General features: G+C 68.4%; 8 protein-coding genes. 3 read left to right on the top strand and 5 right to left on the bottom strand.

The window, feature by feature from the left end; all coding sequences use genetic code 11:
• Nucleotides 1-11: 11 nt before the first annotated feature.
• On the bottom strand, nt 12-3,074 hold the full coding sequence (locus tag JRI60_RS32970; RefSeq protein ID WP_204219899.1) for a CehA/McbA family metallohydrolase: 3,063 nt from the start codon (nt 3,072-3,074) through the stop codon (nt 12-14).
• A gap of 14 nt (nt 3,075-3,088) precedes the next feature.
• On the bottom strand, nt 3,089-4,183 hold the full coding sequence (locus JRI60_RS32965) for a hypothetical protein (protein WP_204219898.1): 1,095 nt from the start codon (nt 4,181-4,183) through the stop codon (nt 3,089-3,091).
• A 76-nt stretch (nt 4,184-4,259) separates the two neighbouring features.
• Here JRI60_RS32965 and JRI60_RS32960 point away from each other — a divergent pair, with 76 nt between their 5' ends.
• Entirely contained in the window at nt 4,260-5,399 is a 1,140-nt protein-coding gene (locus tag JRI60_RS32960; RefSeq protein WP_204219897.1) for an acyl-CoA dehydrogenase family protein, read from the top strand.
• Nucleotides 5,400-5,456: 57 nt separating this feature from the next.
• On the opposite strand, the gene JRI60_RS32955 is transcribed toward JRI60_RS32960, so the two are convergent.
• The 3 genes from JRI60_RS32955 to JRI60_RS32945 all read right to left on the bottom strand — a co-directional run bounded on the left by JRI60_RS32955 (nt 5,457) and on the right by JRI60_RS32945 (nt 11,993).
• A complete protein-coding gene (locus JRI60_RS32955; protein WP_204219896.1) occupies nt 5,457-11,162 on the bottom strand; it encodes an ATP-binding sensor histidine kinase in 5,706 nt (1,901 codons plus the stop codon).
• A gap of 71 nt (nt 11,163-11,233) precedes the next feature.
• On the bottom strand, nt 11,234-11,521 hold the full coding sequence (locus tag JRI60_RS32950) for a hypothetical protein (RefSeq protein WP_204219895.1): 288 nt from the start codon (nt 11,519-11,521) through the stop codon (nt 11,234-11,236).
• A gap of 64 nt (nt 11,522-11,585) precedes the next feature.
• Nucleotides 11,586-11,993 carry a hypothetical protein gene (locus JRI60_RS32945; protein ID WP_204219894.1) on the bottom strand — a complete coding sequence of 136 codons (408 nt, stop codon included), beginning with the start codon at nt 11,991-11,993 and terminating at the stop codon, nt 11,586-11,588.
• 73 nt (nt 11,994-12,066) lie between these two features.
• Between JRI60_RS32945 and JRI60_RS32940 the strand changes: the two genes are divergently transcribed.
• Both JRI60_RS32940 and JRI60_RS32935 read left to right on the top strand, forming a co-directional pair.
• Complete coding sequence (locus JRI60_RS32940; RefSeq protein ID WP_204219893.1) at nt 12,067-12,720, top strand: SAM-dependent methyltransferase; 654 nt, start codon at nt 12,067-12,069, stop codon at nt 12,718-12,720.
• 13 nt (nt 12,721-12,733) lie between these two features.
• On the top strand, nt 12,734-13,456 hold the full coding sequence (locus JRI60_RS32935; protein ID WP_204219892.1) for a hypothetical protein: 723 nt from the start codon (nt 12,734-12,736) through the stop codon (nt 13,454-13,456).
• The last annotated feature ends 2 nt before the right edge of the window (nt 13,457-13,458 follow it).

The following is a 13,458-nucleotide window of genomic DNA, read 5'->3' as shown; positions in this document are numbered from 1 at the left end:
GGACCCTCGATTCACGGAGCGGCCACGCCGGGGGCATCGAAGCGTCCGTTGCCGTTCCGGTCGAGGAGGAAGGGGTTGGTGAAGGCCATCGGGTAGCCGCCGGTGACCACCTGGGCGAAGTGGAAGAGCGGATCCGCCTCGCTGGAGGGGGGCGCGGGGGTGCGCAGCGGGCCGTAGGAGGAGTCCTTGGCGATGTCGTTGCGATCCACCACGCCGTCCCCGTTGTTGTCTCCGGTGTCGGGGATGCCATCCGGACCCTCGCCCGCGGGACCGCCGAAGTCGGCGGCGGGAGGCAGGCGGGTGCCGGCCTCCACCACGAGCCATGCATCACCCGAGCGGACGAGCAGCTCGGAGAGGGGGATGTTGCCCTCGTAGCGCACGAGCCCGGCGGTGACGACCGGATCGATCGGACCGGGATTGAACGGGTCGAACGCATCGCCCGGGGGGGAGATCGCCGCGCCGTCCAGCGTCTTCACGACGACGCCATTGACGATGATGCGCACCTCGTCCAGGGGCACCCAGGGGGCGGCGGAGACCTTGAGGTGAAGCTTCGCGTCGGCCGAGGGCACCAGGGGCGAGGTGCCATAGCGCCCGGGTCCGCTGGCGGTGTCGATGGTGGCCTCGATGATGGGGCCGTTGGTGCCGAAGGAGGCGCCGGCCTTGAGGGCGGCGTTGAAGCGGGCGGTGTCGAACCCGGTGCCAGGGCGGGTGTTCGCGTAGACGATGTTGCGGGGCACGCCCACGGTGTTGTCGGTGAGGCTGTGCGAGTCGCTGTTGGCGGTGCCCGTCACGAGCTGGCCCTGGCCGAGCGTGTAGAACCAGAAGGCGCGGTAGGGCAGCAGCATGTCGTTCTGGGTGCCGTTCATCACCTCCTGGGCGTGCTGGCCGTTGTTGGCGAAGCCACCCTTGGGCGAGCGCACGTACATGCCGGCGCTGGTGCCGTCATCCCGTGAGGGCAGGTTCTCGAGCGTGTTGATCGCGAGCGCGCGCGGGTAGCCCAGGTCGCGGCCGAACTCGGCGTCGGCCCAGGGGTGGTTGAGCTGGGCGATGAACTGATCTCTCAGGGCGGGGGGGGCGCTGGCCTTCACGCGGTCCATCAGCTCACCGGGCTCGACGAGCTCGTCCGACGGGGCGCCGTTGCGGGCCTTCGTCGGGTCGTACTCGAGCGGCCAGAAGTTGTAGTGGCCCACCACGAGGGGGATGTCGTAGCCGGGGCGCTTCATCCAGAGGATGTGGCCGGTGGTCTCCAGACCCACCACGGTGCTCATCTTCTCCTGCAGACCCAGGCTCTGGACGACCTGGCCGTAGTCATAGATGACGTCGTGGTCGGTGGAGACGATGACGTCCAGGTCCGTGGCGGCGAAGGACAGCACGCGGTCCAGGTCGGGGATGGAGCTGTCGAAGCTGGCGCCGCCGTGCACGTGCAGGTCCGCGCCCACGGTGCCGGAGGGCTGGAGGGGCAGCTTGCGCAGCTTGAAGGTGAGGGTGGTGTCCTCGGCGCCGAGCGTGACGGTCTCACGGGCGAGCGTCCAGAAGGGGCCCTTGAAGGTGTAGATGTGGAAGCGGCCCATGGGGGCGTCCACGGAGGTGTCCATGGGGGCGTTGCCGTTGACGAGGAAGCGGTTGCACGCGGGCGAGGGGCCCGGGGGAGGACCGAGCCACGGCGCGCACGTGCCGAAGCGGCCATGCAGCGAGCCCTCGGTGTCCTTCTGGATGGAGGCGTCCACGGGGACGACGAAGACCTCTGCGGTGAGCTTCTGGCCGGGGTGGTCGGCGTCCTCCACCTTCACGGTGAGGCGGGTGTTGCCGGGGACGGCGAGCGTGCCCACGTCGGTGTCCGCGTCCACCTTGTCGAGCTGCCGGTCGGCCACCTTGCGGCCGAAGGCGTGCAACTCCACGGCGTAGGCGCGGCCGGCGGGAACGCGGGCCTGGAAGTTGCCCTCCTTGTCGGGCGTCACCTGGGTCCACGGGATGCGGGTGCTCGGGTCGGCGGCGAGGTCGCCCTCGCTGATGATGACGCTGACCTCGCGGCCGGAGGAGAGCGGCGCCTGGCGGCGGGTCACCGTTCCGCGCAGCGTCACGTACTTCTCGCCATGGAGCTTCTGCCGGGCCTCCAGGGCCAGGTCCGCGGCGCTGGCCACGTCGCCGCGCTCGGACACGGCGAGGAAGCGCTCGAAGACGAGGTAGTCCCGCGAGGCCACCACGGTGCGCGGCAGACCGGCGGAGGAGATCTGATCGCTCTGGAAGCCCTCGAGCACGTCCGTCTTCCCGCAGGAGACCTCGGCGTAGCTGCTGGGCGGATCGGAGGAGAGAGCGGCCGTCAGGTAGGGGAACTTGCGGAAGGCGTCACCGATGGTGAGCAGGCTGAAGGACGGGTGCTGGTAGCCGGTGCCCTGCGAGGGCGTGAAGGGCAGGGCCTCGCGGCCGCTCCAGTAGAAGCCGTCGGCCAGGGCCCAGAGCTGCGGGTCCACGGAGGTGTTGAGGACCTCGGTGCGCACGCGGATGCCGGGCTCGCACGGGCGCATCTCGTAGAGGGTGGCGATGGGGAACTCGGGCTTGCCATCGAGCGTGCCGCGCAGTTGGACGGCCACGCGGTTGGGGCGCTCGTCGATGATCTCCGCCGAGGTGTAGTGCGCGGCATCCGCGGGGAGGATGCCCACCACCTGGAGCACCTGGTTGAGGCCGTCGTTGTCCTTGCCGCGGGCGCTCAGGTCGAGCAGCGCGCCGCCACCGGGATCCAGCAGGTGCGTGTTGCCGATGCCGGCGATGACGGCCACCGCCCGGTCATTGCCCAGGAGGATGTCGCCACGGGCCGCGATGGCGTTGAGGCCACCGGGCACGGTGTTGGCGCCAGCGGTGGGGGCATGGCTGCCGGCGCGCTTGTCGTCGGGAGTGAGGACGCGCACCTCGAGCTTCGAGCCGGAGGCGGCTTCACAGGAGTAACTCAGCTTCTCGCAGGGGCTGACGACCCGGCAGCCATCTTCATTGCCGAGGCAGCTCTCCTTCTTGCAGCCAGCGAGCGTGAGTCCGATGAGGACCAGGCCCGAGGCCAGGAGGCGGAGGGGGGAGGACATGGTTGACCCTTGTATCAACCTCCGAGGTGGTTCCTCCAGTAGCTCAGGCCGTGCGCGGCGTGGCACGAGTCGCCGATGAGGTCCAGGTACGACTGGGGCTGCGTCGTCTTCAGTGACTCCATGTCGCGGAAGGCGCCGGACATGTCGAGTCGACGCACCGCGCCATCGAGCAGCGCGCGGGCCTGGTCCACGGCCTGGGCCTGCGAGGGCGAGGGCTTCCAGCGCGTCTCCTCGCGGAAGCGGCCGAGCGTCTCGAGGAAGTGCCCGTAGAACTTCACCATCTGTACGAGCACGGGCAGGCGGTACTGGGGCGGGGCGGAGGAGAGGGCGGCGTCGTACTGCCGGGACTCGGAGGCGAGCCGGTAGAAGAGGACGTCCACCTGCGCGTCGAGGCGCGAGCCCCACGCCTTGCGCACGGAGGGGTGGCGCGCATGGGTGGCCACGGCCTGGAAGAGGTGCAGCCCGCCACAGGGGTGGGCGTAGATGCCCTGCTTGCGCTTGGGTACCTGAGGCAGCCCGGCCTTCATGCCGGCCATCAGCTCCGACTGTTCACGTTCGAGCAGGGCGAGGGCCTCGTCCATGACGGCGTCGAAGCGGATGCTCTCCCCAGCACCGTTGGTGAAGGTGGAGCCAGGGGGCAGCACGTGGGAGAGGGCATCGAGCGTCCAGGCGCCATGGGGTGAGAGGGCGGAGTCGCGGCGGAAGTCGCGCTTCAGGTCCTCCACGAGCGTACCGAGGGTGACGCGGCCCCAGCCTGCCTGGAAGGCCTGCGAGAGCGGGTGGCCCGCGAGCAGGAGCGTCTTCACCTGGAGATTCGGGTGGGGCTCGACGGGGGTGCCATCGGCGGAGAAGGCCTCGAAGCGGAGGTCCGCGTTCGGCCCGGAGCCCTCGCGGCGGAGGAAGTCCGAGACGATGACGTTGGCGGCGGGGCGACCATCGCGAGCCTTGAAGGAGCGGCCCTCGAGGGTGATGCCATGGGCGAGGGCCCAGGGGTTCTTGGGGTCGGAGGCCCAGGTCTGGCACTGAGCGCGGAGTACCTCCTCGGCTGGGGGCCGGGCGGCCGGTGTGGCCACGAGGACAGCCAGTAGCGCGAGGGTGACAGAAGCCATGGGTCGTCCTTGTTCGCGAGAGAGAGCCTTGTACTATTGACTCATCAATCAATCACCCCGAGGAGCCACAGCGACCATGCCGAATCCGTTCACAGAGGAGCATGAGGCATTCCGTAAGACGGTGCGCACGTTCGTGGAGAAGGAGATGACGCCCCACGCCCTGGAGTGGGACCGGGCGGGCATCTTCCCGAGGGAGATCTTCCAGAAGTGCGGGGAGCTGGGCTTCTTCGGCATCAACCACGATCCGAAGTACGGCGGGAGCGGGCTGGACTACTGGTACGTGACGGCGTTCACGGAGGAGCTGACACGGAGCCGGAACGCGGGCGTGAACATGGCGTTGCTGGTGCAGGGGCAGATGGCGACGCCGATCATCAACGAGATCGGCACGGACGAGCAGAAGCGCGAGTTCCTGGCGCCGGCGCTGGCGGGCGAGAAGATCGCCGCGTTGGGCATCAGCGAGCCGGGATGTGGCTCGGACGTGGCGAGCATCCAGACGACGGCTCGCCTGGACGGGGATGACTACGTCATCAACGGCTCGAAGATGTGGATTACGAATGGAACGCGAGCGGACTTCATCACGCTGGCGGTGCGGACGGGGGGGCCGGGGTACGGGGGAGTCTCGTTGGTGACGTTCCCGACGGACGTGAAGGGGTACGGGGTATCGAAGAAGCTGGACAAGGTGGGGAACCTGTCCTCGGACACGGCGATCCTCTACTTCGAGGACTGCCGGATTCCGCGCCGCTACGTGCTGGGGGAGGAGAACGAGGGCTTCTACCACATCATGACGAACTTCCAGGGAGAGCGCCTGGTGGGAGCGCTGTGCGCGGTGGGGGGGATGGAGCGGATGATCGAGGACGCGCTCCAATACGGGAAGGAGAGGCAGGCGTTCGGCAAGTCGCTGCTGGGGTTCCAGGTGTGGCGCCACAAGCTGGTGGAGCACATGGCGGCGATCGAGGCGGCGAAGCGGCTGACGTACCACGCGGTGGACGTCTTCAACGCGAAGGAGAACGCGGTGAGGGAGATCTCCATGGCGAAGCTGTTCGCGGGAGATCTGGCGCAGAAGGTGGCCTACGACGTGCAGCAGTTCTTCGGAGGGATGGGTTACATTGAGGAGACGCACATCGCGAGGGCATGGAGAGACATCCGGCTCATCACGATTGGAGGAGGCACTTCGGAGGTGATGAAAGAGATCCTCTCGAAGATGTCAGGCTTCTAGAACCGTGTATGCCCCCTCTCCCTCTGGGAGAGGGCTGGGGTGAGGGTAAAGGGTTCCTCACTGGGGAGCCCGCGAGACGGAGCTGGAAGCCGTGGCCTCGATCTCCTGGCTTTCAGACTCGGAAGAGGGAGGCCCCGCGCAGGGCAGCTCCACCGTGAAAGTAGCCCCCTCACCGGGCTTGCTCTCCACGCGGACGGCGCCACCCAGGGCGGTGACGATCTCGTGCACGATGTAGAGCCCGAGCCCGAGTCCCCCATAATTCTCCGAGGAGACGGCCCGTTCGAACCGCCCGAAGATATGAGGCATGCGGTCGGGAGCGATGCCAATGCCCTGGTCCTTGACCACGAGGCACGCGGTGCCGCCGTCTCGAGAGAGCGAGAGCTCGATGGGGCGGCCAGGAGCGAACTTGATGGCGTTGGACAGCAGGTTGCCGATCACCTGCTCCAGGCGGCTGCGATCCCAGCGGCCCGCGACCGTCTCCTGGACGTGAAGAGTGAGCGGACACTCCGCGCGGGTCAGCGACTCGCCCTGGCGCTCGACCACCTCCTGAAGCACGGCGGACAGATCCACCCATTCGAGCTGGAGGTGGAGGCGCCCGGCGTGGATGCGCGACACCTCGAGCAGCTCCTTGATGAGTCCGGCGAGCTTGCGCGTCTGCTGCTCGGCGGTGCGCAGGGCGCGCTGAGCGGTCTGAGGCAGCTCGGAGGCGGCGCGTCGCATGAGGCCCTGGACGGAGAGACGGAGGGAGGTGATGGGGGTGTTGAGCTCGTGGGAGGCGACGGACAGGAAGTCGTCGCGCAGGTGGATGGCCTCCTGGGCCTCGCGGTACAGCCAGGCATTGTCGATGCAGACGGCGGCCCGGCGTGCCATCTCCTGTGCGATGTTCAGCTCCGCCTCGGTGTAGCGGCGCCTGGCGCCGGACGACACGAAGAGGATGCTTCCGAGCGTCTTTCCGCGGGCGACGAGAGGAACGACCATGCCCGTGCGAAACGAGATGGTCCGAAGGATGTCGAAATACCGTTCATCCCGGCCGAGGTTGGCCTTGCGCACGACCGCCTCGTCGAGATTGGCGAGGAGCACGGGCTGGCCCGTGCGCAGCGTGCGGGCGATCGGCTCCGGTGAGCTCCACGTGGGGGGGTACTTCTCCGACATCTCGCGCAGCAGTTGCTCCTTGGCCGGCTCCATATGGGCCAGGGCCACCCGGCGTATCCGCCCGTCCTTCTCGACCACGTCGACCACGCACCAGTCAGCCAGGTAGGGGACGACCGAGCGGGTCACCTTGGCCAGCGTCGTCTCGAAGTCCAGGGACTCGGACAGGGTCAGGCTCCACTCGGCCAGGAAGCGCACGGCCTGCTCCGCGCGCCTGCGCTCCTCGACCTCGATGCGCAGCTGTTCGAAGAGGAGGCTGTTCTCCAGGGAGATGGCGATCTGGGAGGAGAGCAGCCGCAGGACGCGGACGCGCTCGGTGGTGAAAGCGCGGGTGGCGAGGTTGTTCTCGAGGTAGAGAACGCCCATCGTCCTGCCGGGCCGTTGGATGGGAATGGCCAGGGCCGACTTCACGGCCTGCCGGACGACGTAGGGGTCGGAGGAGAACCGTCCTTGATGGGCGGCATCCGCCAGGACGAGGGTCTCTCCCGACCGGTAGGCGTGTTCGATGACGGTGCTGGGAACCTGGTCCGATTCCTCCAGGGAAGTGTGTACCAGCGAGACGGGCTCGGAGACCGTGCCCACCGCGCGCACCCGGAGCGAGTCCTTCTCCTCGAGCACGAGCGCGCCACGCTGGGCTCCCGCCGCCTCGAGACACACGCCCATGAGCTTCTCGAGGAGGCGCTCCAGGACGACCTCGCTGACGAGCGTCTCGGCGGACTTGAGGAGGGTGAGCAGATCGAGCGTGGAGCCCGCTGGCCCGGGACGCTCCGAGGTGGGGGCCGGAGTGTCCCAGCGCGTGGGTTCGACCAACGTCAGCTCGGGGAACTCCTCCTCGAGATCCGACACCTTGGCCTGAGCGCCCCAACGGGCATAGCCCTCGAGGGCGGAGCGCAGATAGCCGTGGGCGAGGCGCTTGCCGCCGACGGAGAGGTAGTAGCGGCCCGCCAGCTCGCTGGCGAGTGCTTCCTCGTGGAGGAACTGCTCGCGATGGGCCGCCTCGATGGCCTGGTCGTAGAGCCTCAGGGCCTCCAGGTGATGTCCCTCGATGCGGGCGAGCTCGGCACTGATGAGCTGGTGCTTGTGGCGGTAATTCTCCGGGCAATTCTCCGCCCAGATGCCGAGCTGGCGCTGGTTGGCCACCAGCTCCTCCATCAGGTGGGCCTTTTCCTCGGGCGGGGCCCTGTCGTAGCGGGCCGCCAGGGTGAGCGAGGTGTAGAAGTTGTGCTCGGTGAGGAGGTGCCACCCTCTCAGGTAGGCGAGGAGCTCGCGGGTCCGCCGCGACATCTCCCACGCGTCCTCGACGTCTCCCAGGAAGTAGGACACCTGGTGGCGCTGAATCCAGTACATGCACAGGACCGTGGGCACCTGCCGGTTCGTGGCGAGGAAGGCCTCCTCGTCGAACGTGTCATCCCCGAAACGGGCGTGCTCGTGAGTGCGATCCTGCAGGGATCGGATGGCCTGACGAAGGCTGATGAGGGATTGGATCCGCCAGAGCAGGCCGGCCTTCCGGACATAGGCCAGGTCGGTCTCGATCTCCGAGAGCACCTGAGGGAGCGCGGTGCCCATCGCGAACAAGGTGTTCACCGACGCGGGGAACGTATAGGTGGCCAGGTGGAGATCGCCGCTCGCCTGCGCGGAGGTGAAAGCCTGACGGAGGAACGGAATGCTGGTGCGTAGGGGCGCCCTCCAATGGTTCACACCCAACGCGAACGTGACCAGCGTCCTGCTCGTCTGCCGGAGATCCGTGTAGCGCCGGCACAGCTCCACACCCAGGCGTCCGAAGGCGTGACCGGTGGCGTAGTCACCCAGTGCCGACGAGAGAATCCCTCCATACACGGCATACGACGTGGGCGCGTAGCGCGTGTTGCCATGCTTCAACGACAGGTTGACGACGCGGGTGTTGATGAAGGCGAACAACTCGGGATCCATGTACAGGACCGCCACGCCCGTCTCCGTCAGCAGCCGCATGCAGGCCAGGTGCTCCGGATCCTCGGAAGTGGGTTCCTCGAGGATCTCCTCCATGGAGCGGCCCCGCCTGTTCTCCTTCACCCGGGCGAACTCGGCCACGAGGGCCTGGGGGGTGTCCTGCTTTTCCGGCAGCTCCATGCCGAACAACCGCAATCCCTCTCGTCCCCACTGGAGCGCCTCCGGGAAGGACTGCCTGATCATGCTGGCGAGAATCCGGAGGATGTAGAGATCCGCCTTCTCGAAGCGCGACGTGGAATGGAGCAGCGCGGAGGAGATGAACCGCTCGGCGGACGCCAGATCGCCCACGAGGTACGCACACTCCGCCGCCTCCTTGTGGAACCGGAGGGTCTGCTCGTAGCTCGTCCGCCAGGCCTCCGCGGGGAGGAAGCCGATGCCGCGGGTGAGGTACCCGAGCGCGGAGCGGAAGGCCGCCGAGGCCTTGGCCTTGGCTCCCGCGCGGAAGTTGAGCTGGGCCAGCTCCAGCCGCTCCGCCTCACCCGTCACCAGGTCCGCGCCCAGGTCGAGCTGATCCACCATGTCGAAGAGCCGCTCGTCCTGCTCACGTTCCAGGGCGGCCCGCATCTGGCGGCCCGCCTCGAGGTGGAACCGCTTCTTCTCGTCCTCGGACAGGAGCGAGTACGCGGCCTGCTGGACGCGGTCGTGCGCGAAACGGTAGGTGGTGCCCTGGGGGAGGAGGAGCCCTTCCTGGATGGCGCTCAAGAGCGCTCCGGCCGTATCACCCACGGGCCTCCCCACCAGCGCGGCGAGCAGTGAGAGGTCCACCTGGTGCCCCAGACAGGCCGCCACCTTCAGCAGTCCCTGGGTCCGCTCGGGGAGCCGGCGGATGGTCGCGAGCATCAGCTCGACCACGTTCTCGGTCACGTCCACCTGGGCGATCCGCGAGAGCGTCCATTCCCAGGTGCCGTGGTTGACGTCGAAGCTCAACAGGCCGGCGTGGTGGAGGTACTTCAGGAAACGGGTGACGAAGAGCGGGTTGCCCGCCGTCTTGCGCAGCACGAGCTCCGCCAGGGGCCGGACGTCGGAGGGCTCGCGGCGCAGGGTGTCGGCGCAGAGTGCCGTGAGCGCCTCGAGATCCAACGGGGACACCGCGATGACGTGGATGAAGATCTTCCTCTGCTGGATGGCCTCGAGGGCCCGGGTGATCGGATGCTCCGGTCCGACCTCCTCGATCCGGCAGGAGCTCGACCACAACACGTGGTGCGAGTCCAGGTCCGAGGCGAGGTGCTGCAAGAGCTTGATCGAGGCGGGATCGGCCCACTGGAGATCATCCAGGAACAGCACGAGGGGCCGTTCCGGGGTGGCGAATGCCTGGATGAATGCCTGGACGGTCAGGTGGAGGAGGCGCTCGGCCTCCGTGGGCATGAGGTCGGCCAGGGCAGGTTGTGGACCGAGGAACTGCTCCAATTCCGGGACGAGCCCGAGGATGAGGCGGCCGTTGGTGCCCAGGGCCTCCAGGAGCCGGTGCCGCCACGTGTCCTGGACGTCGGCCGGTTCCTTCGCCAACCCGTCGAGCAGCCCCTGGAAGGCCGCCACCAGAGGGGCGTAGGGCACGTTGCCCTGGAGCTGGTCGAACTTGCCGGTGAGGAACCAGACTCCGCGCCCGAGATGTTGGCCCAACTCCCGGATGAGGGCCGACTTGCCGATGCCCGCCGTGCCCGTGAGCATTACCCGTTCACTGGTGCCCGTCCGGACCCGTGCGAGGATGGCCTCGAGCTGGGTCAGCTCGCGCTCGCGTCCGTAGAGCCGCTCCGGAATGGGAAGTTGCCGGGCGGAGTCGAGCCGGCCGAGCTCGAACGGTTCGCTCATGCCGGAGGTCCGCTTGCGCTTGCGCGCCTCCTGGAGATCGGCCAGGAGCGAGTCGGCGCTCTGGTAGCGCTCCTCGGGCATCTTGGCGAGCAGCTTGAGCACGAGCGCCGAGAGGAGCTCCGGGACCTTGGGGTTGGCGTGGACGGGCGGCAGGGGAGGCCGGGCCAGGTGGGCGTGGACGAGCTCGATCGGGTCGGAGGACAGGAACGGAGGCTGACCCGTGAGCATCTCGTAGAAGGTCGCGCCCAACGAATAGAGGTCGGCCCGGTGATCGACGAGCCGATCCATGCGCCCCGTCTGCTCGGGGGCGACATAGGGCAGCGTCAGTTCGAGCTCGCCGAGGATGTTCGCGGGAAGGGTGGGCCCGGCGACCTTGGTGGCGATATCGAAGTCGATCACCGTCAGGTGGCCGGGCCCTTCCTTGACGATGATGTTGGTCGGGTTGATGTCCCGGTGGATGACGTGGTGCCGGTGGAGGGTCCCGAGGATCTCCGCCAGCTGGATGGCCATCTCCAGGAAGATGTCGGGCTCGAGCGGATGGTGCTTCAACCAGTCCCGGAGGTCGCCCGGACCCGCGTCCTCGAGGACGAGCGCGGGCATCCCCTCCACGTCCTCCAGGGCGAGGGCCCTCACCACGCCTGGAGCCCCCAATTCCGCGAGCTCGCGAAGCAGCTCGAATTCGTGGCGGAGCATCTCCGTGCTGCTGAGGGCGAGGGAGCCCTTGCGGGCCAGCTTGAGGACCAGGGAGTCATCGCCTCCCTTCCAGAGACGGGACACGCTGTAGCGGCGTCCTCGGTAGATCTCTTGCGACAGCCCCATCTCGACCCCCAGGGTCTGAACATTCGACCGGGGTTCCCCTCCGGGGAAGTGTTCCCGGCGGTTCTCCTCCCTCACTTCTTCTTGAAGAGTGCCTCCGCGGCGGACAGGAATGCGTCCTTGCCCTGCTTCGCGTGCAGGCCGCCCTCGCCAACCTGGAAGAGCTCACAGAAGTTGGCTTCGTCCTTGTCCGAGGGGACCTCGGCGAAGGGCTCCTTGCACTGCTTGGCCACCGTCTCGTCGAAGTGGCGGCAGTTGCGGCAGGAATGAACCTCCTCGCCGCAGTGGGGGCACGTGTCGCGCCGCCCCACCTGGTTGCCCACGATGTCGAGTTCGCGTCCGCAGTGCGCGCAGCCTGGCATGCTCCACCTCCCGCTCAGGGGTGGACCCAGTCTATGCCAGCGCGCCCGCCTCGCCGCGAGCCTCCTACGAACGCGAGGGACGGATGGCCGCTCGCACGGGCACCGGCTCGACCGCCGGAGCCGACTCCAGCTCGCCCGCGGCCTCGTCCAGCTCTCCGTTGAGCCGGCGCAGCATCCGCAGCACCCAGGCGCACGCCGCCGCGAGCACGGCCACCATGACGCCCAGCTCCTGCCCACGCTGCCACACGTGCGCCCGCTCCATCACCGCCCGGCGCTTCGCGAACGTCTCCAGCTGCTGCGTGGCCAGCGTGTCATTGAGGCTGCGCGCGTATTCGCTCGCCTGGGCCTTGCTCCGCTCCAGCAGCCAGTCCGCCTCCGAGCGCAGCAGCTCCGCCCGATACCAGCACCCCACCGCGCACGCCGCCGACAACAGGGAGACGAACACCGCTGTCGTCACGCTGAACAGTCGCATGACCCCTCCGGACCGCCATTTCCACGGATGCCGGACACCCGGGACTGCTCCGGCTTCCCGAAGACAGTAGCCGATGGTAGGGAGCCCTTCCGCCATGGGCAAGCCCTACCGTCCGAAAGACCACTATTTCAAGAAAGCCAAGCAAGAAGGGTTGAGGGCCCGCTCCGCCTTCAAGGTGGATGAGATCCTCAAGCGTTTCCCCTTCTTGAAGAAGGGCGCCTCGGTGCTCGACCTGGGCGCGGCGCCCGGAGGCTTCCTGCAGATCCTCGCCGACGCGGTGGGCCCCCACGGTCGGGTCATCGGGGTGGACATCGTCCCCATCCGGCCCTTCTCCCAGCCGTACGTGAAGACGGCGGTGCTGGACGTGCTCGCCGACGACTTCGACGCGAAGCTGCGCGAGCTGTACGACGGGCCCTTCGACGCCGTCATCTCCGACATGGCCCCCAAGACGAGCGGCATCCGCACCACGGACGAGGCGCGCAGCCTACGGCTGGCCCGCAAGGCACTCGAGGTGTCCGTGACCCGGGGCCGGCCGGGCTCGGCCTTCGTCGCCAAGCTCTTCATGGGCGGCGAGTTCGAGGAGTTCCGCGACGAGGTGCGTGCCAGCTTCGAGGAGGTGAAGCTGGTGCGCCCCGAGGCCACCCGCGGCGCCAGCATGGAGGTGTACATCGTGGGTCTGCGCCGCAGGGCCCCTCCCCCGGTGGCGACGGGACCTACCCCCTCCTAGACTGAGCGGTCTCATGCGGCCCACGGATACCTTCATCGTCGAGGAACTCAACGAGGCCCATGGCTTCGCCCGCCTGCGCTCGGAGAGCGGCGCGGGTCTCTTCCATTGTGGGCTCTTTCCCGAGGTGCCCGGGGGCGAGCTGAGCCCCCTGCGGCTCCAGGTGGGAGATCGTGTGTCCGGCTTCCGGCGCGGTCAGACGGTCTCCCACATCCAGTGGCTCTCCCGGGCCGCGCCGCCCGAGGCGCTGGTCCGGCGGATGGAGGAGGTGTTGCGGCTGCTCGCGTCGAGGGGGCTGCCGGTGGAGCTGGCGCCCGAGTCGCTCGCGGATCATCAGTGGCGCGAGGGCGCGGGCAGCCCGCTGCTGGAGGCGCTGAAGCCGAAGCTGCGGCTCTTCTTCGACTGGGAAGCGGCGCACCCCTTCGAGGACGAGCGGCTGCTCGACCGTGTGGAGCAGGCCACGCAGGAGCACATGCCCGGCTTCTCGGTGCTGCCCATCCCCGGACAGCCGCGGTTCCGGGTGGAGCCCGGGTCGCTCGTCATTGTCGGCGGCGAGCCGGACTGGGACGAGCCGGCCCGGCTCTTCGAGCCGCTCGTGGGGCACATCAACCGGGAGCTCGGGAGCACCGGGGCCCAGGTGCGCTGGGTGCCGGTGCGCGACAACTGGGTGCTCGCGCCTCTCGAGGTGGTGGACCTGCTGGTGGCCAACGGCGTCCTGCAGGGGCGGGCCTCGGCCTGAGC

Origin of the sequence: Archangium violaceum (assembly GCF_016887565.1) — a bacterium.
Taxonomy (GTDB): domain Bacteria; phylum Myxococcota; class Myxococcia; order Myxococcales; family Myxococcaceae; genus Archangium; species Archangium violaceum_B.
Note: the sequence above shows the minus strand (reverse complement) of the source record. Positions and strands in the feature narration are given on the sequence as shown.

What these genes read in the sequence shown, in the direction of transcription:
- JRI60_RS32970 (WP_204219899.1), bottom strand. Translation starts at nt 3,074, where the DNA reads ATGTCCTCCCCCCTCCGCCTCCTGGCCTCGGGCCTGGTCCTCATCGGA.
- JRI60_RS32965 (WP_204219898.1), bottom strand. Translation starts at nt 4,183, where the DNA reads ATGGCTTCTGTCACCCTCGCGCTACTGGCTGTCCTCGTGGCCACACCG.
- JRI60_RS32960 (WP_204219897.1), top strand. Translation starts at nt 4,260, where the DNA reads ATGCCGAATCCGTTCACAGAGGAGCATGAGGCATTCCGTAAGACGGTG.
- JRI60_RS32955 (WP_204219896.1), bottom strand. Translation starts at nt 11,162, where the DNA reads ATGGGGCTGTCGCAAGAGATCTACCGAGGACGCCGCTACAGCGTGTCC.
- JRI60_RS32950 (WP_204219895.1), bottom strand. Translation starts at nt 11,521, where the DNA reads ATGCCAGGCTGCGCGCACTGCGGACGCGAACTCGACATCGTGGGCAAC.
- JRI60_RS32945 (WP_204219894.1), bottom strand. Translation starts at nt 11,993, where the DNA reads ATGCGACTGTTCAGCGTGACGACAGCGGTGTTCGTCTCCCTGTTGTCG.
- JRI60_RS32940 (WP_204219893.1), top strand. Translation starts at nt 12,067, where the DNA reads ATGGTAGGGAGCCCTTCCGCCATGGGCAAGCCCTACCGTCCGAAAGAC.
- JRI60_RS32935 (WP_204219892.1), top strand. Translation starts at nt 12,734, where the DNA reads ATGCGGCCCACGGATACCTTCATCGTCGAGGAACTCAACGAGGCCCAT.